The organism is Bradyrhizobium centrolobii, assembly GCF_001641635.1.
Taxonomy (GTDB): domain Bacteria; phylum Pseudomonadota; class Alphaproteobacteria; order Rhizobiales; family Xanthobacteraceae; genus Bradyrhizobium; species Bradyrhizobium centrolobii.
The window spans coordinates 1-20,720 of record NZ_LUUB01000099.1; the positions used below are offsets into that span (position 1 = coordinate 1).

The 20,720-nt window shown below is 64.7% G+C and carries 17 protein-coding genes and 1 pseudogene; 7 read left to right on the forward strand and 11 right to left on the reverse strand.

The window, feature by feature from the left end:
- Positions 1-280 precede the first annotated feature (280 nt).
- The 3 genes from AYJ54_RS36200 to AYJ54_RS36210 are packed head-to-tail and all read right to left on the reverse strand — an operon-like array spanning position 281 to position 3,480.
- Complete coding sequence (locus AYJ54_RS36200; RefSeq protein WP_063706793.1) at positions 281-1,837, reverse strand: MDR family MFS transporter; 1,557 nt, start codon at positions 1,835-1,837, stop codon at positions 281-283.
- 4 nt (positions 1,838-1,841) lie between these two features.
- Positions 1,842-3,005: an HlyD family secretion protein gene (locus AYJ54_RS36205; RefSeq protein WP_063706795.1), complete on the reverse strand. Its 1,164-nt coding sequence runs from the start codon at positions 3,003-3,005 to the stop codon at positions 1,842-1,844.
- On the reverse strand, positions 2,998-3,480 hold the full coding sequence (locus AYJ54_RS36210) for a MarR family winged helix-turn-helix transcriptional regulator (RefSeq protein ID WP_063706797.1): 483 nt from the start codon (positions 3,478-3,480) through the stop codon (positions 2,998-3,000). Before AYJ54_RS36210 ends, AYJ54_RS36205 begins: the two co-directional genes overlap by 8 nt.
- Before the next feature lie 156 nt (positions 3,481-3,636).
- On the opposite strand from AYJ54_RS36210, the gene AYJ54_RS36215 reads away from it, so the two are divergent.
- From AYJ54_RS36215 to AYJ54_RS36240, 6 genes are all read left to right on the forward strand, one after another.
- Positions 3,637-4,131: a Fur family transcriptional regulator gene (locus tag AYJ54_RS36215; protein ID WP_063706799.1), complete on the forward strand. Its 495-nt coding sequence runs from the start codon at positions 3,637-3,639 to the stop codon at positions 4,129-4,131.
- A 118-nt stretch (positions 4,132-4,249) separates the two neighbouring features.
- Positions 4,250-5,203 carry a DMT family transporter gene (locus AYJ54_RS36220; protein ID WP_063706800.1) on the forward strand — a complete coding sequence of 318 codons (954 nt, stop codon included), beginning with the start codon at positions 4,250-4,252 and terminating at the stop codon, positions 5,201-5,203.
- A gap of 12 nt (positions 5,204-5,215) precedes the next feature.
- Positions 5,216-6,499: a flavodoxin-dependent (E)-4-hydroxy-3-methylbut-2-enyl-diphosphate synthase gene (ispG, locus tag AYJ54_RS36225; protein WP_063706802.1), complete on the forward strand. Its 1,284-nt coding sequence runs from the start codon at positions 5,216-5,218 to the stop codon at positions 6,497-6,499.
- 313 nt (positions 6,500-6,812) lie between these two features.
- Positions 6,813-7,709 carry a TauD/TfdA dioxygenase family protein gene (locus AYJ54_RS36230; protein WP_063706803.1) on the forward strand — a complete coding sequence of 299 codons (897 nt, stop codon included), beginning with the start codon at positions 6,813-6,815 and terminating at the stop codon, positions 7,707-7,709.
- A gap of 157 nt (positions 7,710-7,866) precedes the next feature.
- Positions 7,867-9,204: a Rieske 2Fe-2S domain-containing protein gene (locus AYJ54_RS36235; RefSeq protein WP_063706805.1), complete on the forward strand. Its 1,338-nt coding sequence runs from the start codon at positions 7,867-7,869 to the stop codon at positions 9,202-9,204.
- 54 nt (positions 9,205-9,258) lie between these two features.
- A complete protein-coding gene (locus tag AYJ54_RS36240) occupies positions 9,259-10,017 on the forward strand; it encodes an N-acetylmuramoyl-L-alanine amidase (RefSeq protein ID WP_082906020.1) in 759 nt (252 codons plus the stop codon).
- A gap of 419 nt (positions 10,018-10,436) precedes the next feature.
- On the opposite strand, the gene AYJ54_RS36245 is transcribed toward AYJ54_RS36240, so the two are convergent.
- The 6 genes from AYJ54_RS36245 to AYJ54_RS36270 form a co-directional block, all read right to left on the reverse strand.
- Complete coding sequence (locus AYJ54_RS36245) at positions 10,437-12,047, reverse strand: Na+/H+ antiporter (RefSeq protein ID WP_136624175.1); 1,611 nt, start codon at positions 12,045-12,047, stop codon at positions 10,437-10,439.
- A 45-nt stretch (positions 12,048-12,092) separates the two neighbouring features.
- Entirely contained in the window at positions 12,093-12,950 is an 858-nt protein-coding gene (bla, locus tag AYJ54_RS36250) for a class A beta-lactamase (protein WP_063706840.1), read from the reverse strand.
- 91 nt (positions 12,951-13,041) lie between these two features.
- Positions 13,042-13,785 carry a polysaccharide deacetylase family protein gene (locus AYJ54_RS36255; RefSeq protein ID WP_063706842.1) on the reverse strand — a complete coding sequence of 248 codons (744 nt, stop codon included), beginning with the start codon at positions 13,783-13,785 and terminating at the stop codon, positions 13,042-13,044.
- 106 nt (positions 13,786-13,891) lie between these two features.
- Positions 13,892-14,893, reverse strand: coding sequence for a homoserine O-succinyltransferase MetA (gene metA, locus AYJ54_RS36260; protein WP_063706843.1), 1,002 nt, complete (start codon positions 14,891-14,893; stop codon positions 13,892-13,894).
- Positions 14,894-14,905: 12 nt separating this feature from the next.
- The gene (locus AYJ54_RS36265; RefSeq protein WP_063706845.1) at positions 14,906-16,207 is read right to left on the reverse strand and encodes an O-acetylhomoserine aminocarboxypropyltransferase/cysteine synthase family protein; all 1,302 of its coding nucleotides are present in this window, start codon (positions 16,205-16,207) and stop codon (positions 14,906-14,908) included.
- A 368-nt stretch (positions 16,208-16,575) separates the two neighbouring features.
- Positions 16,576-17,511: an alpha/beta hydrolase gene (locus AYJ54_RS36270; protein WP_063706847.1), complete on the reverse strand. Its 936-nt coding sequence runs from the start codon at positions 17,509-17,511 to the stop codon at positions 16,576-16,578.
- 283 nt (positions 17,512-17,794) lie between these two features.
- Between AYJ54_RS36270 and AYJ54_RS36275 the strand changes: the two genes are divergently transcribed.
- Positions 17,795-18,682: a branched-chain amino acid aminotransferase gene (locus tag AYJ54_RS36275; protein ID WP_063706849.1), complete on the forward strand. Its 888-nt coding sequence runs from the start codon at positions 17,795-17,797 to the stop codon at positions 18,680-18,682.
- Positions 18,683-18,917: 235 nt separating this feature from the next.
- Here AYJ54_RS36275 and AYJ54_RS36280 read toward each other — a convergent pair.
- A pseudogene (locus AYJ54_RS36280) lies at positions 18,918-19,535 on the reverse strand (class I SAM-dependent methyltransferase).
- Positions 19,536-19,840: 305 nt separating this feature from the next.
- On the reverse strand, positions 19,841-20,716 hold the full coding sequence (locus tag AYJ54_RS36285; RefSeq protein ID WP_063706851.1) for a hypothetical protein: 876 nt from the start codon (positions 20,714-20,716) through the stop codon (positions 19,841-19,843).
- Between the last annotated feature and the right edge of the window lie 4 nt (positions 20,717-20,720).

Consider the following 20,720-nt stretch of genomic DNA (forward strand, 5'->3'; position numbering starts at 1 on the left):
AGATGCGAGCAAATCCGTGGGACCCATCGGCCGAACGAGGTCGCGTGGTTGATTGGAACTCGCGTCGCGGAAACCATCTTGGCCAGCGGCCCAACACGCCGCACCAACAGGCCGGACACATGGACGCAAGCGATCCGATCAAACCTCACAAAGCTCTTGTGCCACGGGGGCCGTCCACATATGGGTCCCGGATCTGCGCTCCGCTACGGGACAGCGCTACGCGCTGCCCGACGCTTCGCTTGTCCGGGACGACGAGCTGAGTGTGTGGTGCGCTCGAAACCTACTCCATCACCGCATGTTCCGGCCCCGCCGTCTGTTTGCGCAGGGTGGCCTTGGTCGAGCCGATCATCAGGGCGAGCGGGATGGTGCAGAGGATGAAGATCATCACGATCTGGTAGTCGTGTGCGAACGCGATGATCTGCGCCTGGATGCTGACGATACGGTCGGCCATGGCGCGGCCGGCGTCGCTTGAGAGATCGATCATGCGGCTGACGTCCGGCATCTGGAGCGCATGGTTGAACGGGTTGATGTGCTCGGACAGGATCGCATAGGTCCGCCGCGTGCCTTGCGTCAGCTCGGCGATCACGATCGAGATGCCCACGGAGCTCGCGACGTTGCGGAGCAGTGTCAGCATCGAGGTGCCGTCGGTGCGCAGATTGTTCGGCAGCGACAGGAACGACACGGTCGAGAGCGGCACGAAGACGAGGCCGAAGCCAAAACCCTGGATGATGCTGACGGCGACGATCTCCGGCGCCTGGGTCTGGTCGGTCCAGCCGGTCATCCAGAACAACGAGCCGGCGGTCAGCGTCAGGCCCGAGATGATCAGCGTGCGCGCTTCGAAGAAACGCATCAGGCGGCCGACCAGCATCATCGCGAAGAACGTGCCGAAGCCACGGCTCGCGAGCAGGCCGCCGGCGGTGATGATGGGATAGCCGATGACGTTCTGCAGGTAGGGCGAGGCCAGCGCCATGGTCGAGTACAGCACGAGCCCCATCACCGTCATGAAGATGCAGCCGGTGAGGAAGTTGCGGTCCTTGAACAGCGCGAACTGGATGAACGGCCGCGAGGTCGTGAAGGAATGGGCGAAGAAATAGTAGAAGGCGATGGCCGAGATGGTGAACTCGGTCACGATCTCGACCGACTCGAACCAGTCGAGCTGCTCGCCGCGGTCGAGCGCGAGCTGGAGCGCGCCAATCGCGATCGCCAGCGCGCCGAAACCGAACCAGTCGAATTTGAGGCTGAGGTCCTTCTTGGTCTCGTCCATGAAGATGATCAGCCCGAGCACGGTGATCGCACCGAACGGCAGGTTGACGAAGAACACCCAGTGCCAGGAATAGGTCTCGGTCAGCCACGCACCGAGCGAGGGGCCCATGATCGGGCCCATCATCACGCCCATGCCCCAGATCGACATCGCCTTGGCACGTTCCTGAAGCGTGTAATAGTCGAGCATCACGGCTTGCGACAGCGGCACCAGTGCCGCGCCGAACACGCCCTGCAGCAGGCGGAACAGCACCATCTGGTTGATGTCCTGCGCGAGGCCGCACAGCACCGAGGCGAAGGTGAAGCCGGCCGAGCAGATGATGAAGATGCGCTTGCGGCCGTACCGGTTGGCGATCCAGCCGACCGGCGCCGTCATGATCGCGGCGGCGACGATGTAGGAGGTCAGCACCCAGTTGATCTGGTCTTGCGAGGCCGACAGCGTGCCCTGCATGTAGGGCAGGGCGACGTTGGCGATGGTGGTATCCAGCGCCTGCATGATGGTCGCGGTCATGGCGCAGATCGTCACCATGTTCCGGCGCAGGCCAGGGACCATCAGATTGGTCGCGGGACCGGACATCGGATCAGTCCTTGTCCTGGTTCGCGTTGGCCGACAATCCAAGCAGACCGGCAAGCGAGCGCTGGTGGCCGGTGTCGACGGTGGCATAGACACTCATGCCGGCCTTCAGCTTCTTTACGTATTTGTCGTCCTCGTCGAAATAGATCCTGATCGGCACGCGCTGCACGACCTTGACGAAGTTGCCGGTGGCATTCTGCGGCGGCAGGATCGCGAACTGCGCGCCGGTGCCCGGCGAGAGCGAGCCGATCTTGCCCTTGAAGACGTGGTTCGGGAACGCGTCGACCTCGAGCGTGACGGGCTGGCCGACCGCGACGTAGGTGAGGTCGCTTTCCTTTGGATTGGCATCGACCCAGGGATGGGCCACGTCGATGATCGAGAACACCGGCGTGCCGGCGGCAACGAAGCGACCGAGCTGGATCTGCTCGACCTGGGTCGCGACGCCGCCCATCGGCGCGCGCACCACGGCGTGGTCGAGATTGCGCTCGGCGTTGTCGAGCTTCGCCTTGGCCTGCGCGTAAGGCGGGAACTTTTCCAGCGGCAGGTCGGGATCGCCGAGCAGCTGCGTCTTGGCCGTCGAGATCTGCTGCCTGACATATTGCGCGATGGAACCCGACGTGACCAGCGCGTTCGCCGCGTTGTCGAGGTCGAGCTGCGAGCCGTAGCTGTTCTTCACCAGAGCCTGCTTGCGCTCGACGTCGCGCTGCTTCAGGTCGACGCCCTGCTGGGCGAGATTGAGCATGTCGCCGTAGATCTTGATGTTGGCGCGGAGATTGTCATAGGTCGTCTGCGCCTGCGCGAGCTGCGCCTTGGCCTCGTCCACCGCGAGGCGGAACGGCACGGGATCGATCTCGAACAACTCGTCACCCTGCTTGACGAGCTGCCCTTCCTTGACGACGACCTTCTCGATCTTGCCGGAGATGTCGGGCGTCACCAGCACCTTCTGGGCGCCGACATAGGCATCATCGGTACCGACATAGCGGCCGCCATTGAGATAGAAGGCAATGCCGCCGATGGCGGCGACGATCGGCAGCACGACCATGAGCAGGAAGCGGCGGTAGCGCCGCAGTCCTGCGATGAGGCGGCGGCGCGGCGCGGTGCCGGCTTTCTTGGTGGGCTTGCCGCTGTCGATTTTCTGCTCGGGCTGGAATTTCAGGACCTGATCAGCCATAGCGCTGCTCCTTACGCGCCTGTTCCGCACCGCTGTTCTGGGTCGCGTTACGCACGTTTTCTTTGATTGTTTGGAGTTGGGTGAGAAAACGGTGGGCGTCCGCCGGATTGATGCCGTCGAGTGCGTTGGCGGTGATTTCGGACCGCAGGCCGCTCATCCGGCCGAGCAATTGTCGCCCGGCCTTCTTGAGGTACAGGCGCTTGACGCGGCGGTCCGAGGCATCGCTGCGGCGCTCGATCCAGTCGTTGTCACAGAGCTTGTCGATCAGGCGCGTCAGCGTGATCGGCTGCATCTCGAGAAGCTCGGCGAGCTCCGACTGCTTCATGCCCTCGCTGCGCTCGACCTTGGCCAGCACCGCCCATTGCGCGCGGGTGATGCCGAAGCGCGACGCCTCCTTGTCGGCATAGACGCGCAGCAGGCGGTAGAGCTCACCAAGCGTAAACAGGAAGTTCTGGTCCACGGACCCGCGGCTCATAAGCTTGTCTCCAATAAGCTTGGATATAATAAGCAAGCTTATGATTACTTCATGGCGGTTTAATGGAAGGGCTGTCCCGCCGGAAAAGCATGGCTGGCAGCCATTTAAGCGGTCGCGCTTTGGGTTCCCCGGCCGAAATGCTAAAATGTTAGCGGTATGACCCTCGCGAAGCCGGCCTTTCCCGCGCCTGATCACGATCACGGCCGCTGCACAGCGGACGCGCTGGCGCATGCCGAGGAGGTCTGCGAGCAGCGCGCGCAGAAATTCACGCCGATTCGCCGCCAGGTGCTGGGGGCGTTGCTCTCCAGCCATCGTCCGCTCGGCGCCTACGAGGTGATCGACGAGCTCGCCAAGTCGATGCCGCGGCCGGCGCCGATCACCGTATACCGCGCTCTCGATTTCTTGATGGCCAACGGCCTCGTGCACCGCATCGAAAGCCGCAACGCCTATCTCGCCTGCGCCGCCCATGACCATGATGCGACCTCCGCGGTCGCGTTCCTGATCTGCGAGCGCTGCGGCCTCGTCGGCGAGATCCCGTCGGCGTCCTTCGCCCAAGACCTCAACGCCGCCGCGCGCGCCTCAGGCTTTGCACCGAAACTGTCCGTGGTCGAGATCACGGGCACCTGCACCCATTGTCAGAAAGCTTCTTAAAAAGATGCGATCGGCTCGAGCCAAAGCAGCGGTGCCTACCTCTCCCGAGGGGAGAGGTGAAGGGCCCACAGTCTGATCAATCAAGCAACAACGGCGCTAAGCCGGCCTTCGGGAAGACATGTCCTCACCACAAGCCATACCGTCCGCCGGCCGCCCTCTCGGTGCCGGCGCCATCGCCCTGATGCTCATGCTGTGCCTGACCTGGGGATTCAACCAGATCGCGGTGAAGCTGGTGCTCCCAGATGTGCCGCCGATGCTCCAGGCGATGTTCCGCTCGATCGGCGCACTGCCGGTGCTGTTCATCATCGGTACCCTTCGCGGCGTCAAATTCTTCGAGCGCGACGGCACGTGGAAGCCCGGCCTGATCGCCGGGCTGATGTTCGGCCTCGAGTTCGTACTGATCTTCCAGGGCCTGCGATTTACATCGGCGTCCCGCGCGGTGGTGTTCCTCTACACAGCGCCGTTCTTCGTCGCGCTCGGCTCCTACCAGATGCTCGGCGAGCGGCTTGGCGGATCGCAATGGCTGGGGCTTGCCGTGAGCTTTGCCGGGGTCGCGCTGGCGATCGGCGTGCCGCAGCCGGATGTCGATGCCAAGGTGCTGCTGGGCGACCTCATGATCGTTGGCGGTGCATCGCTGTGGGCGGCCACCACGCTGGTCGCCAAGGGCACGCGGCTACGCCTCGCCGCGCCAGAGAAGGCGCTGGGCTATCAGGTCGCGACCTCGATCCCGATCCTGGGCGGGGCCGCTTGGCTGTTCGGCGAATCCATCACCCACACGCCCGCGCCGCTCTCCCTGGCCTTATTGGCCTTCCAGGCGATCTGGGTGGTAGGAACCACGTTCACGCTTTGGTTCGCGTTGGTGAAGGCCTATTCGGCCAGCAAATTGTCGGCTTTTACCTTCATCACCCCTTTGTTTGGCGTGGTGGGTAGCTATTTCATCATGCACGACAGCCTGAGCCTGGCTTTCGGGGCGGCCGCCCTCCTTGTAATTGCTGGGCTTTTTCTGGTTAACCGTCCCAGCCAAACGGCTGCGGCGCCGCGTGATGCATTGCTGAACGTCACCAAAACCTGATATTTGGACCCCATGAACAAGCTCGAAAACACCATCGATTCCGACATCGCGGGCCCCGCGCCCCGGCACCAGACCACCCAGGTCAAGGTCGGCAACGTCGCCGTCGGCGGCGGCGCGCCGATCGTCGTGCAGTCGATGACCAACACCGACACCGCCGACATCGACGGCACCATCGCCCAGGTCGCAGCGCTCGCGCGCGCCGGCTCCGAAATGGTCCGCATCACGGTGGACCGCGAAGAGGCGGCCGCCGCCGTTCCGCATATCCGCGACGGCCTGCGCAAGCGTGGCGTCACCACGCCTTTGATCGGCGACTTCCACTATATCGGCCACAAGCTGCTCGCCGAGCATCCGGCCTGCGCCGAGGCGCTCGACAAGTACCGCATCAATCCCGGCAATGTCGGCTTCAAGGACAAGCGCGACACGCAGTTCGCCGACATCATCGAGATCGCCAACAAGAACAACAAGCCGGTGCGCATCGGCGCCAATTGGGGCTCGCTCGACCAGGAACTCCTCACCAAACTGATGGACGAGAACGCGGCGTCCGCCAATCCGCGCGACGTGCGCGCGGTGACGCGCGAGGCCATGGTGCAGTCCGCGCTGCTTTCGGCCGCGCGCGCCGAAGAGTTCGGCATGTCCAAGGACCGCATTATCCTCTCGGCCAAGGTCTCGCAGGTCCAGGACCTGATCGCGGTCTATCAGGATCTCGCATCGCGTTCCGACTACGCCATCCATCTCGGTCTCACCGAGGCCGGCATGGGCTCGAAGGGCATCGTCGCCTCGTCCGCCGCGCTCGGCATCCTCTTGCAGCAGGGCATTGGCGACACCATCCGCATCTCGCTGACGCCGGAGCCCGGCGGCGACCGCACCCGCGAGGTGCAGGTCGGCCAGGAATTGCTGCAGACCATGGGCTTCCGTACCTTCGTGCCGCTGGTTGCGGCCTGCCCGGGCTGCGGCCGCACCACCTCCACCACGTTCCAGGAGCTGGCGCGCTCGATCCAGGATTTCATCCGCGACGAGATGCCGACCTGGAAGACGAAATATCCGGGCGTGGAAGAGCTCAACGTTGCGGTGATGGGCTGCATCGTCAACGGCCCCGGCGAGTCCAAGCACGCCAATATCGGCATCTCGCTGCCCGGCACCGGCGAAGCGCCGGCGGCGCCGGTCTTCGTTGATGGCAAGAAGTTCCGCACGCTGCGCGGGCCCACGATCGCGGCCGACTTCAAGGCGCTGGTGATCGACTACATCGACCAGCGCTACGGCCAGAGCGCGCAGGTGCCGGTGACTGCGGCGGAGTGATCTTGCTCCGCTCGTGCCCCACGGGCCGCCGTCGTCCCGGCGAAGGCCGGGACCCATAATCACAGGACATGGTTATGGTGCGAGACTGCGGTTGCCAGTCTTCGCCAAACCCAATCGTGTGGTTGGGTCCTGGATCGGCGCTCCGCTTCGCTGCGCTTGTCCGGGACGACGCCTGAGTTTGCGGTGCGCATGTAGGCCGGATGGAGCGCAGCGTAATCCGGGGCCTCTCGTACGCCGACAAACCGTTCCCGGATTGCGCTTCGCTCCATCCGGGCTACGATAATCCCCAATCAAAACGATCGGGAGACACGCCATGAGCTCACTCGCCGGCAAGCAGGGTCCGCGCTATCGCCACATGGCCGAAGATGGCGCGCCATACGAAACCATCGCGGTCGAAAAGCTCACCCCGATCATCGGCGCGGAAATCACCGGTGTCGACATCGGCAAGCTCGTCTCGGACGATGCGCGCTCCAACCGCCAGATGGACGAGATCCATCGTGCGCTCGCCGAGAACCTCGTCATCTTCTTTCGCGATCAGCACATCGCACCGAAAGAGCATCTCGCCTTTGGCCGCAAGTTCGGAGAGCTGCATTTCCATCCCGCCGCGCCCCACGAGGACGAAGATCCTGCGCTGATGAAGATCTACGCCGACAAGAACTCGCCGCGCGCCAACGGCGAGGGCTGGCATTCCGACGTGTCCTGCGATCTCGAGCCGCCGATGGGCTCGATCCTCTACATCAAGCAATGCCCGCCGCGCGGCGGCGACACGCTGTTCGCCAACATGTATGCGGCCTATGAGGCGCTGTCGGACCGCATGAAGACTTATCTCGACGGTCTCACCGCGCTGCACGACGGCGAGCCGATCTACCGCGGGCTCTACGCCAATTACGGCGTCGCCGACCGTCCCTCCTATCCGCATGCCGAACACCCCGTGGTGCGCACGCATCCGGTGACCGGGAAGAAAGCTCTCTACGTCAACCGCGGCTTCACCCGCCACATCAACGGCATCCCCCGCGACGAGAGCGACGCGATGCTCGCCTATCTCTACCAGCACGCCGAAAACCCGCTGTTCCAGTGCCGCTTCCGCTGGACCGAGAACGCCATCGCCTTCTGGGACAACCGCTGCACCCAGCACCGCGCGATGTGGGATTACTGGCCGCACACGCGGTCAGGGACGCGCGTGACCGTGAAGGGGGAGCGGCCGGTTTAGAGGTGCATAGCGCGGATTAGCGAAGCGTAATCCGCCATGGGACCGCGGCGAGAAAAGCGGCTACGTTTTGCTAACCCGCCCTACGAAGCCGTTCGCGCGTTGACGTCCTTCCGTTCCCGCGCCAATCTTCCCAAAAACAACGTCGGGAGGATCCGCCATGCTCCGCGCCGAGGACAACAAATTCCTGACCGAGTCCGGTCCTGGAACGGGCATGGGCGAGCTGTTGCGCCGGTTCTGGATCCCCGTCCTGCTGTCCGAAGAGCTCCCCGAGCCCGACGGGGAGCCGAAGAAGATCATCGTGCTCGGCGAGGAACTGCTCGCCTTCCGCGATACGCGCGGCGTCGTCGGCGTCATCGGCCAGTATTGCCCGCATCGCGGCGCCAATCTCTGGCTCGGACGCAACGAGGAATGCGGCATCCGCTGCGTCTATCACGGCTGGAAGTTCGACACGGATGGCCGCTGCGTCGACATGCCGACGTCCTATCCCGATCTCAACGCCAAAAATCTCATCCGCATCAAATCCTATCCGGTGCGGGAATGGGGCGAGATGATCTGGGCCTATATGGGTCCGGCCGATGTGATGCCGGAGCTGCCCGATCTCGAAATGGCGCTGCTGCCGGCCTCGCATCGCTACGTCAGCAAGAAGTGGCAGGACTGCAACTGGGTGCAGGCGCTGGAGGGCTCGATCGACACCGCGCATTTCACCTTCGCGCATCTCTCCTTCGACAAGGAGGAGAACGAGATCCTCGACAGCAAGAAACACTTTGTGAATCCGCTTGTGCGCATGAATACCGATCACATGCGCTGGATCGCGGAGGATCCGCGCCCCGTGATCAAGATCAATCCGCACGACGCGGGCCTGACGATCGCCGGCGGCCGGCTCACCGGCGGCGACAACATCTACTGGCGCATCGCGCAGTTCCTGATGCCATTCCACGCCTATGCCCCGAGCGCGATGCCGGGCGAAAACATCTTTGGCCAGACCTTCCTGCCGGTGACCGATACCAACTGCTGGATCTACACCTATGCCTGGAATCCGGAGCGGCCGCTGACGCAAGGAGAGCGCGATGCCTACGATCGCGGCAACGGCGTGATCGCGGAGGTCGACGACAACTACGTGCCGCTGCGTCACAAGGGCAACGACTACCTGATCGACCGCAAGCTGCAGAAGACCAAAAGCTACACCGGCATCAAGGGTGTCTCCGAGCAGGACGCCGCTGTGCAGGACAGCCAGGGCCCGATCGCCGACCGCACCCGTGAGCATCTCGGCCCGACCGATCTCGGCATCATGCATTTCCGCAAGACCGTGATGGATCTGGCGCGTGCGCTCCAGCAGGGCGAGCCCCCACCGCAGGCCGCGCGTCAGGATCGCTACGCGGTGCGCTCCGGCGCCTGTGTCACCAGCAAGACCAAGGACCTGCCCGCGGTGATGCTGGAACGTTTTGGCGACGCTACGGGCTTCGTCGGTCGGCCCCGGATCGCGGCAGCGGAGTAGGGCTTGTCGTCGCGGGGTATCCTCACAGCCATCGTCGTCTCGCTGGTCGTGCTTATGGTCCCGCAGATCGATCGCGGCCACGCCGCGCCGGCCCGGAAAGTTGCGAAAGTCAGGCAAAAGATGCCTGTGGCGGTCGAATGCGAGCCGCGCAGATTCCGGATCATCCTTGATGTCGGGCATACGCCGGAGGCGTTCGGCGCGATGAGCGCGCGCAACGATCCGGAATTCGGCTTCAATTTGCACCTGGCAAAGCTGATCGGCGAGCGATTGAAGTCGGAAGGCTTCGCCGCGACCCGGGTCCTTGTCACGGACGGCAAGGCAAGGCCGAGCCTGTTCAAGCGCGCCGCCGCAGCCAATGATGCGCATGCCGATCTCGTCCTGTCGATCCACCACGACTCGGTGCCGGACAAGCTGCTCGAGGAGTGGGAGTTCGAAGGCGCCAGGGGCTGGTTCAGCGACCGCTTCAGCGGCTACTCGCTGTTCGTGTCGAAGCGCAATCCGAGGTTCGGCGCGAGCCTGGCGTTCGCCCGGCTCCTGGGCAAGGAGCTGAGGGGCCGCGGCCTGCAATACGCCAGCCAATACACCCTGCCGCTGATGGGGCGCTACCGCCGCCAGTTGCTCGATAAGGATGTCGGTGTCTATCGCTATGACGCCCTCATCGTGCTCGCCCAGACCCGAAGTGCCGCGGTGCTGCTCGAAGCCGGCTCCATCATCAACCGCGACGAGGAGATGGCGATGAACTCTCCGGAGCGGCAGGAGTTGATAGTGACGGCCGTGGCGGCGGCGATTGGGGAGTTTTGCGGGAAGCGGTAGTTTGCTCCGACGTTTCAACAATCGTCATTGCGAGCGCAGCGAAGCAATCCAGAATTTTTCCGCGGCGGAAGTCTGGATTGCTTCGCTGCGCTCGCAATGACGAGGCAACAGTGTCGTCTATTTTATCGCTGTCGTCCTGGCAAAAGCCAGGACCCATTACCCCGGGCTCGAGTCGTGGCGCGAAGTTGACAACTACGAGTCTTCGCCAAACCAAATTCTGGGGTTGTAGGTCCCGGATCTGCGCTCCGCTTCGCTGCGCTTGTCCGGGACGACGAAGAGAGGTTGTGGCGCGACAGCGGCCCAACATATTTGGTGTCGTCCCGGCGAAGGCCGGGACCCATAACTTCAGGAAGCAGTTGTGGCGCGAGTTGGTAGCCACGAGACTCTACCAAACCTAACCCTGCAACGCTCTGGTGTACCTATAGCGGCGCCCCCCGATACTCCCTGTTCGCCAGGCTGGCCTCTTCCAGATCGAGGTCGCGCTCGATCCGGCGCCGCGTCTCGTCGGTGATCTGGCCGTCGCGCAAGAGGTCGTGAATGAACTTGCGCTCGGCAACGATCAGCTCGCGCGTCAGTGCGGTGCCGGCGGCGGAGACGTCATGATGGGTGGGGTCGAGCGAGTCCGGAAGCTGGTTGACGCGGATATCGTGGCGCGCGCGCAGGAGACGCACCACCTCCTCGGATACGTCCTTCTCCTCGGTCAGCGCGTCCAGCGATCGCAAGGCGGCATCGAGCGCCTGACGCCGCGCGGCAATCTCGGCTTCGTGCTCGGCGAAGTGCTCGCTGCGGCCGGCATCGGCGATGCCGAGCCATCGCACCACCGGCGGCAGGCCGAGGCCGATTCCGACCAGCGTGATGAAGATGACGCCGAAGGCGACGAACAGGATCAGGTCGCGGAACGGAAAGGCCTCGCCGCCCGGCAGCGTGAACGGCAGCGCCAGCGCAGCCGCGAGCGACACCGCGCCGCGCACGCCGGTGAAGGCGAGCGTGAACGCCCATTGCCAGGGCGGCGACGGATCGCGCTCGCGCAGCGACTTGCTGAGTATCCGCGGCAGATAGATCGCGGGATAGAGCCAGGCAAAGCGCGCGATGACGATGATCACCACGACCACGGCGGTCGCGATCATGATGTCGTCGAGCGGGAACGCCTTCGACTTCTCGTAGAGCGCGCGCATCTGGAAGCCGGTGAGCAGGAACAGCAAGCCCTCGATCATGTAGATCACGAGGTCCCAGAAGAAGATGCCTTGCAGGCGCGTCGCGGACGAGATCAGCAGCGGCCCGTTCCAGCTCACATAGAGGCCGCAGGCGACGGTGGCGATCACGCCGGAGCCGCCGACATGCTCGGGCAGCCAGTAGGAGACATAGGGCGTGATCAGCGACAGCGTGAGCTCGACCTGCGGATCCCTGGACCATTTGCGGAAGCGCAAGGAGAGCCAGCCGACGCCGATGCCGAAGGCGATCTCGCCGGCGACGATGAGGGAGAACTCACCGGCGGCCAACGGCAACGAAAAATGTCCAACCATGATGGCGGCAAGCGCGAAGCGGTAGAGGATCAGCGCGGTGGCGTCGTTGGCGAGCCCTTCACCCTCGAGCACGACCAGGATCCGGCGCGGCATGTTGAGCCGGCGCGCGATCGCGAGCGGCGCCACCACGTCGGGCGGCGCGACGATGGCCCCTAACAGGAAGCCGATGGTCCAGGGCAGGCCGATCAGGTAGTGCGTGGCGGTCGCCACCATCGCCGCGGTGAAGATCACCGCGCCCACGGCGAGTAGCACGATCGGGCGCAGATTGTTCCTGAACTCGCGCCAGCTCATCGCGACGCTCGCCGAGTAGATCAACGGCGGCAGCACCATCAGCAGCACCAGTTCCGGCGGCAGCTCGACCGGCGGCATGCCCGGCACGAAGGCAAGGCCGACGCCGGACAGCATCAGGAGAATGGCGGGCGCGACATTGAAGCGGCGCGCGGCGAGCGCCGTGCCCGCCAGCACGGCAAGCAGGATGAGAAAGGTCTGAAATTTCGCTTCGATCATGGCCTGTCTTCGCCCGGAAGCGGCCGCGAGGTCAATGCGGCGGGATCAGGCCAGCCGCTCGGCCACCATGCGCCCGATCCGTGCAAACACCGCCTCGATCTGTGCGGCGGTCGGCGTGCCGCCCTGGGTATAGGCGGCGATCAGGATCGGCCTGTCGGGGCTCGGCCAGGCCACCGCGATGTCGCCCGATGCGTCCTTGCCGTTGTTCCCGGTCTTATCGCCGATCTTCCAGCTTGCGGGCAGCCCGCCGCGCAGCCGGTTGGCGCCGGTCTTGCAGTTCAGCATCCAGTCGGTGAGCTGACCGCGCGATGCCGGCGACAGGCTTTCGCCCAGCACCAGCCGACGCAGATTGCCTGCCATTGCGACGGGCGTCGTGGTGTCATGGGGATCGCCGGGCGGCGAGCGGTTGAGCTCGGGTTCGTTGTGGTCGAGCCGCGAGGTGGTATCGCCGAGCGAGCGCCAGAATGCGGTCAGCGCGGCGGGGCCGCCGATCCGCGCCAGCAACAGATTTGCGCAGGTGTTGTCGCTGAGCTCGACGATCGCCCTGCACATGTCGACCACCGACATCGCGCCGGCTGCGAGGTTCTGCTTGGCGACCGGTGCGTACTCCAAGAGGTCGGCCTGGCCGTAAGGAATTTTCGCCGCAAGCTGCTCCTCGCCGCGATCGACCCGCGCCAGCACGCAAGCGGCGAGCGAGGCCTTGAACGTCGAGCACATGACAAAGCGCTCGTCGGCGCGCCAGGCGAGCTTGGCGCCGGTCGCGAGGTTCTCGGCATAGACGCCGATCCGTCCGCCGCTCTCGCGTTCATAGCTGGCGAGCTCGGGCGGGGCGTCCGCTGCAAGCACGGGGCTGGCGGCCATCCAGCACAGCGAGGCCAGCACGGAACGACGATCGAGAGGCATGGGAAAATCCTTTGAGGCGAGACCGGGCGTGCCTGCGGGAATTCCTCGACGAATCTATGGCGGAGCCTTCAGGCAGACGATTATGGATCGCCTAGGCTCCGATCCGGCGCAAGGCCTCGGCCACTGTCACGATCGGCATGCCGCGTGTCCTCGCCGCTTTCAGCGCGTGGCGCAGCAGCATCGGGGAGCAGCCATAGGGGCTCGGCTGGTCGACGACATCATGGCTGTAGAAGATCAACCAGCCGCCGCTGTCGACCGCCTCGTCGAAATAGCGGTCGATGCCGCCTGTATCGATCTCGCAATCGACCAAAGGCGAGGCGCGCAGAAACTGGAGATCGATCACGTCGCGGTTGACGCCGGGAAGAATGCCGCGCGCGGAGCGGAAGCTCTTTGCAAGCTGCGGCTTGCGCCAGATCGAGGCGAGTCCATAGGGGTAGGCGAAATTCTCGAGCCTGATCGAGGGATCGACGCCCATGAAATAGCTGCGGTTCTGCTCGATCTCGAGCGCCATCGCGGCCTGGTCGAGATCGATCGCACGCAGATGCGAGTAAGTGTGGCAGCCGATCTCATGTCCGGCCTGGTGCAACCGCACAATGGCGTCGTTCGACAGCGTGCGCCAATGGTCCGACGGCTGGTCGATCAGGCTGCCGGCGAGGTAGTACGTGCCACGCCCGCCATGATCCTCCAGCAGCGATGCGCCGAGATCCGCGGCGCTGTCGGGCGCATCATCGAAGGTGAAGCTGACCATCGGGGCATGCGCGGTCAATCTGTGCGGCGCGGCACGAAAATGCCGGGCCAGCCGATTGCTCACGCGTCCGTTGACTGCCGACCACACGACTGCATTCCCTGTTTGCCCGGATCTCGTCGACTGAACCATCCGCCGATCGCCCGAGGCAAGCTTAACACTTGATTAATCCTAACATGGCAGCCGCGGTCTTCGCCTAGCGCGCAGGCAGCGCAGCTTCCGCATCCATGGCGAGATCGTTCAGCCAATTCCGGAACAGCACCGCGGCGGCGCTTCCGGCCGCGATATCGGAGCGTAAAATCAGTGCGGGGAGTTCGCCCGCCAGTGCCGGATGCCGCTGCTGCCTCGCTTTCTTCTCGAATCGCGCGAGTCTCTCCTCGGTTGCTGCGTCAAAATAGCTCACGGGCACGGCCGGATAGTTTTCGCGCTCGCGCGCGAGATAGCGACCGATGTCGCGCAGATATTCGCGCTGGAGCGACAGGGCGTCATACTCGGGATGACCCTGGAAGAACACGAAGCGACTGGCATATTGCCGGACGAAGATGTCAACGCCGGCTTCCGCCGAGCGCGTCAGTACCTGATAGCCGGCCTCGGTGAGATCGCTCTCGGCGACCTCGTTGAGACGCGAATGCGAAACCTTGAGCGGCGCGGGCGCCGCACGCGTCAGCAAATCGCTCCCGACTGCTTCGCAGTCGAAGATGCCGTGACGCTTGGCCGGCAGGCGCCGTCGCTCGATGCGATCGAGGTGCAGCACCGCGGCGTGCGCAGCGAGGCACGACCAGATCGTCGAACGTGTATTGACCTTCGCCCAGTCGATCAGCTCGGTGAGATCGCGCCAGTACGGCTCCTGGTCGAGCTCGGGTGCGACGGGTTCGGCGCCGGTCACGATCAGCCCGTCGAATTTCTGGTGCTTGAGATCTGCGAGGTCGGAATACTCGCTGTCGACATGCCACTTCGCCTCGGGCGAGCGCTTCACCGACGGCAGTGAAAAACAGTGGAAGCGGATGCGGCGCGGGTCGGCTGCGGCCTGGAGCAGCTTCATGAACTGCCGCTCGGTCGCCTTCAGCGCCGGATCGGGCATGTTGTTGATCAGACCGATGGTGAGCTCGGCGCCGCCGCGGTCGTGCGCGAAATCGTCCTGCGCGGGCACCAGCGCCGGGCTCGGCACACCCTGATCCCGCTCGATCAAGATGCTCATCGGCGTGGTCGCCTACTCCGCGGCCTGAAGGCGCGTCGACGGGCAGGCCTTCTCCAGCGCCTGGTCGATGTCTTCGATGATGTCAGCGGAATGCTCGATGCCGATCGAAAGACGGATCGTCTCCGGCAGCACGCCGGCGACACGCTGCTGCTCGGCCGACATTTGCCGGTGCGTGGTCGAGGCCGGATGGCAGGCAAGCGACTTGGCGTCGCCGATATTGACGAGGCGCGTGACCAGCTTCAGCGCATCGTAGAAGGTCTTGCCGGCTTCCATGCCGCCCTTGATGCCGAAGGTGAACAGCGAGGAGGCGTTGCCGTTCAGATACTTTTGCACCAGCGGATAATAGGGGCTATCGGGGAAGCCGGTGTAGTTGACCCAGGCGACGCGCGGGTCGGCATGCAAAAACTCCGCGACCTTGCGCGCGTTCTCAACATGGCGCTCCATGCGCAGCGCCACCGTCTCGATGCCCTGGAGCAACAGGAACGCGTTGAACGGCGACAGCACCGAGCCCATGGTGCGCTGATAGACGCTGCGCGCGCGCTCGATATAGGCGGTCTTGCCGAAGCGCTCGGCGTAGACGAGTCCGTGGTAGGACGCGTCCGGCGTGTTGTACGCGGGGAAGCGTTCTGCGTGCTTGGCCCAGGGAAAATTTCCGGAATCGACGATCGCACCGCCGAGCGTGGTGCCGTGGCCGCCGAGAAACTTGGTCAGCGAATGCACGGCGATGTCTGCGCCGTAGTCGAACGGCCTGAGCAGGATTGGGGTTGCCACCGTGTTGTCGACGATCAGCGGCACGCCATGCGCATGAGCGATCTTGGCCAGCGCCTCGATGTCGCAGACATTGCCGGCGGGATTGCCGATGGTCTCGGCGAACACCGCGCGGGTGTTCTCGTCGATCAGCTTTGCGATCGCGTCTAGCTTGTCGCTCTCGGCGAAGCGGCCCTGGATGCCCTGGCGCGGCAAAATATGGGAGAGCAGCGTGTGCGTGGTGCCGTAGAGCTGCGGCACGGAAACAATGTTGCCGCCGTGATCGGCGACGTTGACGAAGGCGAAATGCAGGGCGGCCTGGCCGGTCGCAACCGCCAGCGCACCGACGCCGCCTTCGAGCTGGCTGATGCGCTTCTCCAGCACGGCGCTGGTCGGATTGGCGATGCGGCTGTAGCGAAAGCCCTCGGCTTCGAGATTGAAGAGCGCGGCGCCGTGATCGGCGCTGTCGAAGGCGTAGGCGGCGGTCTGGTAGATCGGCACGGCGACCGCGTGTGTGGCGGCCTCGGGCTCGTAGCCGGCGTGAATAGCGATCGTCTCGTTGCGCATCGTCCACCTCCGCGTGGGGCGGGCCGCACTTATTTGGCCTGAATGAGGGATGTGCGTTGTCCGCCGTCCTCGTGTTAGAGGCGGGTGGTAAAGCGGGCAATAATTCGCCTAGAGATCGACGAGGTAACCCTAACGGTTGCTGGTGAATTGGCTAAAATGTGAATCGAATTTGGTTAGTGAGATTGTCCGCTCCTCTGCGCAGCGGTGCGCACTGCCATCCCTTCTCCCCTTGTGGGAGAAGGTGGCGCGAAGCGCCGGATGAGGGGTTTCTATCCATACGGCGAGGCGTGGACTCGCGGAGAGAGACCCCTCACCCGACTTCGCTCTGCGAAGCCACCCTCTCCCACAAGGGGAGAGGGTAAGAAGCGTCACCCACCGACTGCCCGCCGTACCTGCTCGCCGATCTGCGATAGCACGAGCTGCGCCTGCGGCAGGATCGCGCCCATGGCGTGGAAATTGTGAACCATGCCGTCGTGGCAGACGTGCTCGACCGTGACGCCCGCGGCGAGCAGCTTGCGCGCATAGGCATTGCCCTCGTCGCGCATCGGGTCGAACTCTGCGGTGTGGATGATCGCCGTCGGCCGGCCCGCGAGCCGCGTCGCGCGCAGCGGCGAGATGCGGGGATCGGCAGTGTTGATGCCGTCGGGCAGGTAATCGGCGAGATCGGCTTCGATCGTGACGCGATCGATCAGATGTCCCTCGGCAAAGGCCTCGCGCGAGGGTGAGGTCTCCTCGAAATCCAGCACCGGGCAGATCAGGCATTGCGCGACGATCGAGAGGCCGGCGTTTTGCAGCGCCTCCTGGCACACGATGGCCGCGAGCGTGGCGCCGGCGGAATCGCCGCCGACCACGAGCCGTTCGGCGTCGATGCCGAGCGCCGGCGCTTCCCGCGCGACCCATTCGGTGGCGGCGATCGCGTCATCGACAGCGGCAGGGAATTTGTGCTCGGGCGCCAACCGGTAGTCGACCGAGACCAGCCGGCAGCCGGTCACATGCGCGAGCGCGGCCGTGATGCGGTCATGCGTCAAAATGCTGCCGGCGACCAGGCCGCCGCCATGGAAGAACACAAAACCTGGCGCGCGCTCGCCGGCGCTCGCGGGCGTGTAGAGGCGATAGCGGAGATCACCGCCGGGCCCGGGCAACGTGCCGTCCGATGTCGTCACGTCCGGCGCCTCTGCGCGCGCAAACTGCATCAGCTTCGCTAGCGACTGACGCCGCGCCTCGACGCTCGGCCGGCTCCGCGCCGGCGGCGCGGCCGCGGCCATCATGGTCAACAAACGCTTTGCGAGCGGATCGAGCGGCATGAGACACCGGTTAACGACAATTGAGGTCCATATATTACTTCAAAATGATATGGCCGCGTACGCCGTCTTCCTTCTCCCCTTGTGGGAGAAGGTGGCGCGCAAAGCGCGCCGGATGAGGGGTCTGTCTCCGCGGATAGAGACCCCTCACCCGGCTTCGCGTAGCGCGAAGCCACCCTCTCCCACAAGGGGAGAGGGTGGACGAGAGTTCCCCGCAGGAAATCATTTAGGAATTGGGGACGATAGTGGCGCCGGATTGCGGCATCACGCCAAGGGGAGGCCGGTCATGGCCGAGATCAGGAAGTCCATCGAATATTCGCCGAGCTGGACCTTCTTCGAGGGCCAATGGCACGACGGCAACGTGCCGATCATGGGGCCGCGCACGCATGGGGCCTGGCTCGGCTCGGTCGTGTTCGACGGTGCGCGCGCCTTCGAAGGTGTCGCGCCGGACCTCGACCGCCACGTCGCCCGCGCCAATCAATCCGCGATCAATTTCGGCCTGAAGCCGGTGGTCGATACCGACACCTGGCTCGCGCTCGCGCGCGACGGGCTGAAGCGCTTCGTGCCGAATGCCGAGCTCTACATCCGCCCGATGTACTGGGCGCAGAACGGAAGCGGCGGCGGGGTCCTGTTCGACCCCGAGACCACCAACTGGTGCCTGTGCATTTACGAGGCGCCGATGCCAAAACCCGTCGGCAACGCCATCACGCTGTCGCCGTTCCGCAGGCCCACCGCCGAATGTGCCCCGGTCGAGGCCAAGGCCGCCTGCCTCTATCCGAACAATTCGCGCGCGCTGGCGGAAGCCGCCTCGCGCGGCTTCCAGAATGCGCTGATGCTGGACATGCTCGGCAACGTCGCGGAGTTCGGCAACTCCAACGTGTTCATGGCCAAGGACGGCGTGGTCTACACGCCGGTGCCGAACGGCACCTTCCTGAACGGCATCACGCGCCAACGCGTCATCGGCCTGCTGCGCGCCGATGGCGTCACCGTGGTCGAGAGGACGCTGCGCTATTCCGACTTCGCCGCCGCCGACGAGATCTTCTCGACCGGCAATTTCGCCAAGGTCGCCCCCGTCATCCGCATCGACGACCGCGAGCTGAAGCCGGGACCGTTCTACACCAAGGCGCGCAAGCTCTACTGGGACTTCGCGCATGCGGTGAAGCTGGTGGCGTAGGTGCCGCATACTCAGTCATTGCGAGCGTAGCGAAGCAATCCAGAATCTTTCCGCGGAGGCGGTCTGGATTGCTTCGCTGCGCTCGCAATGACGAGCTTGGGGCATGCCCGTACCGCTCGCTCAATTGTCATCGCCCGACTCGATCGGGCGATCCAGTATTCCAGAGACGTTCGTCGTCCATTGAGAAGCCGCTGCGTACTCGATGCCCCGCCTTCGCGGGGCATGACATCCGTCTTTAACGGCGCCTCCGGAACCGGCTGAACTGGAACGCCTGCGTCGAATTCCACGGCGTATGGTGGGTCTCGCTGCGCGTCTCGACCAGCTCGAACTCCGGCCCGAGTTCCGCCGAAAGACTCGCGCTGTCGTGCCGCTGCACGGGCAGGCCGCTGCATTTCTCCGGACCGTCGGGCGCGAAGGTGCCGATGATGACCTAACCGCCGGGCGCGAGCGCCGCGCGCAGGCGTTCGGCATAGGCCGCCCTGTCGCGCGAATCGGTCAGGAAGTGAAACGCGGCGCGGTCGTGCCAGACATCATATGTTTTCGCCGGCTGCCACGTTGTCACGTCGGCCACGATCCAGTCGACCGCCGCGGCAGCCGGGCCGATCCGGCGCTTCGCCGCGTCAAGTGCGTTGGCCGAGAGATCCAGCACAGCCAGGCTGCGATATCCCTCGCGCAAGAGGCTGTCGACCAGCCGCGACGCGCCCCCGCCGATATCGATGATGGCGGCTCCATGATCCGGATTGGCCGTTCGGATCATCTCGAGCGAGATCACCGGGCTGTCCTGGAACCAGCTCACCTCGGTCTCGCCCTTGGTGGCATAGACGTTGTCCCAATGCGTGCTTCGGTCAGACATGGCGTGCGCTCCGGTCGGCGGGAGAGCTTACCACGTTGTCCGCGCGATAGCCTGTGAAAGGCGCGAGCTGATCGCAACGCTCATCGGACATCGCCCGGCTTGCCGCCTTCGCTGAAGCTTTGGCGGCCGAGCACCCTTGTTGGCCCGGCGTAGCCTTGGCGGAGCCGGGACCGGGCGATTCCGTATTCCAGAGGCTGCGATGGGATACGGATGGGCCGCGGCGTACTGGATGCGCCGGTCAAGCCGGGGCATGACAGCAGACGGCGAGGTGCGAGTTGCCCGCCATCTGCGCGTCGTGCGGACCCTCACGGCCCGTACAGCACGAGCTCCGTATCCGTGAGATCGGCGAGGCGCGGCCGGTGCGGGCCCTTGAAATATTTCCGGCCGCGTCGCTCGGTATAGATGCCGACGAGGCCCGGGATCGGTTCGTTGGAATCGACGATTACGGAGATCTTGCCGAGCCGCAGCAACAGCCGGCCGATGCGGCCCGCGCAGGCTGCGTATTCTGCGGTGCTGCGGCAGTAGATCAATTTCATCGCCGGCGGCGCGATGAAGCCACGACGGACGCGCGCCGATTGCAGGATGAAGGGGAAAGCGCCCTGCGGCGTGCGGCAGACGAGGCTGAGGCAGTTGTAGCGCGCATGCCGCGTCAACAATTCGGTCTCGGCCTCGGAAAGCCCCTCGATCTGCTTGGTGTGCTGCGAAATGACCTCGATCTTGCTCCACCGCGGCGGGCGCGTGAGCGCCGGAACCGAGAAGAACATGCCGCAGCAATAGGCGCGAAAACCCTGCGTCTCGATGATCGGCCAGGTCCACGGTGCCGGGCTGATGTTGAGGTAGGTCACGTCCTTGTGCCGCTGCGCGATCTTGGTGAGCAGCGGCGCATAGTTGCGGAACGCCGGCTCGACATACCAGCTCGACAGGTTGCACTGGATGGCGGTCTCCTCGCCATGCTTCCGTGTCGTGTAAATCAGGAGCAGCACGCCGACCGGCGCGCCGTCATTGTCCAGCATGTAGCCGAAGCGCGGATAGCCTTCCGGCACGGGCCGGAAGGCCTGCCGGCGCAGGCCCTGGATCCAATAGTTGCGCGAACGCCCGACGAAGCCGCGCGTCAGCAGGTCCGCGACCGCATCGACGTCGGCCTCGGTGATCTCGCGGCATCGGACCTTGGTGTGGATCACGCTC

What these genes read in the sequence shown, in the direction of transcription:
- AYJ54_RS36200 (WP_063706793.1), bottom strand. Translation starts at nt 1,837, where the DNA reads ATGTCCGGTCCCGCGACCAATCTGATGGTCCCTGGCCTGCGCCGGAAC.
- AYJ54_RS36205 (WP_063706795.1), bottom strand. Translation starts at nt 3,005, where the DNA reads ATGGCTGATCAGGTCCTGAAATTCCAGCCCGAGCAGAAAATCGACAGC.
- AYJ54_RS36210 (WP_063706797.1), bottom strand. Translation starts at nt 3,480, where the DNA reads ATGAGCCGCGGGTCCGTGGACCAGAACTTCCTGTTTACGCTTGGTGAG.
- AYJ54_RS36215 (WP_063706799.1), top strand. Translation starts at nt 3,637, where the DNA reads ATGACCCTCGCGAAGCCGGCCTTTCCCGCGCCTGATCACGATCACGGC.
- AYJ54_RS36220 (WP_063706800.1), top strand. Translation starts at nt 4,250, where the DNA reads ATGTCCTCACCACAAGCCATACCGTCCGCCGGCCGCCCTCTCGGTGCC.
- ispG (WP_063706802.1), top strand. Translation starts at nt 5,216, where the DNA reads ATGAACAAGCTCGAAAACACCATCGATTCCGACATCGCGGGCCCCGCG.
- AYJ54_RS36230 (WP_063706803.1), top strand. Translation starts at nt 6,813, where the DNA reads ATGAGCTCACTCGCCGGCAAGCAGGGTCCGCGCTATCGCCACATGGCC.
- AYJ54_RS36235 (WP_063706805.1), top strand. Translation starts at nt 7,867, where the DNA reads ATGCTCCGCGCCGAGGACAACAAATTCCTGACCGAGTCCGGTCCTGGA.
- AYJ54_RS36240 (WP_082906020.1), top strand. Translation starts at nt 9,259, where the DNA reads ATGGTCCCGCAGATCGATCGCGGCCACGCCGCGCCGGCCCGGAAAGTT.
- AYJ54_RS36245 (WP_136624175.1), bottom strand. Translation starts at nt 12,047, where the DNA reads ATGATCGAAGCGAAATTTCAGACCTTTCTCATCCTGCTTGCCGTGCTG.
- bla (WP_063706840.1), bottom strand. Translation starts at nt 12,950, where the DNA reads ATGCCTCTCGATCGTCGTTCCGTGCTGGCCTCGCTGTGCTGGATGGCC.
- metA (WP_063706843.1), bottom strand. Translation starts at nt 14,893, where the DNA reads ATGAGCATCTTGATCGAGCGGGATCAGGGTGTGCCGAGCCCGGCGCTG.
- AYJ54_RS36265 (WP_063706845.1), bottom strand. Translation starts at nt 16,207, where the DNA reads ATGCGCAACGAGACGATCGCTATTCACGCCGGCTACGAGCCCGAGGCC.
- AYJ54_RS36270 (WP_063706847.1), bottom strand. Translation starts at nt 17,511, where the DNA reads ATGCCGCTCGATCCGCTCGCAAAGCGTTTGTTGACCATGATGGCCGCG.
- AYJ54_RS36275 (WP_063706849.1), top strand. Translation starts at nt 17,795, where the DNA reads ATGGCCGAGATCAGGAAGTCCATCGAATATTCGCCGAGCTGGACCTTC.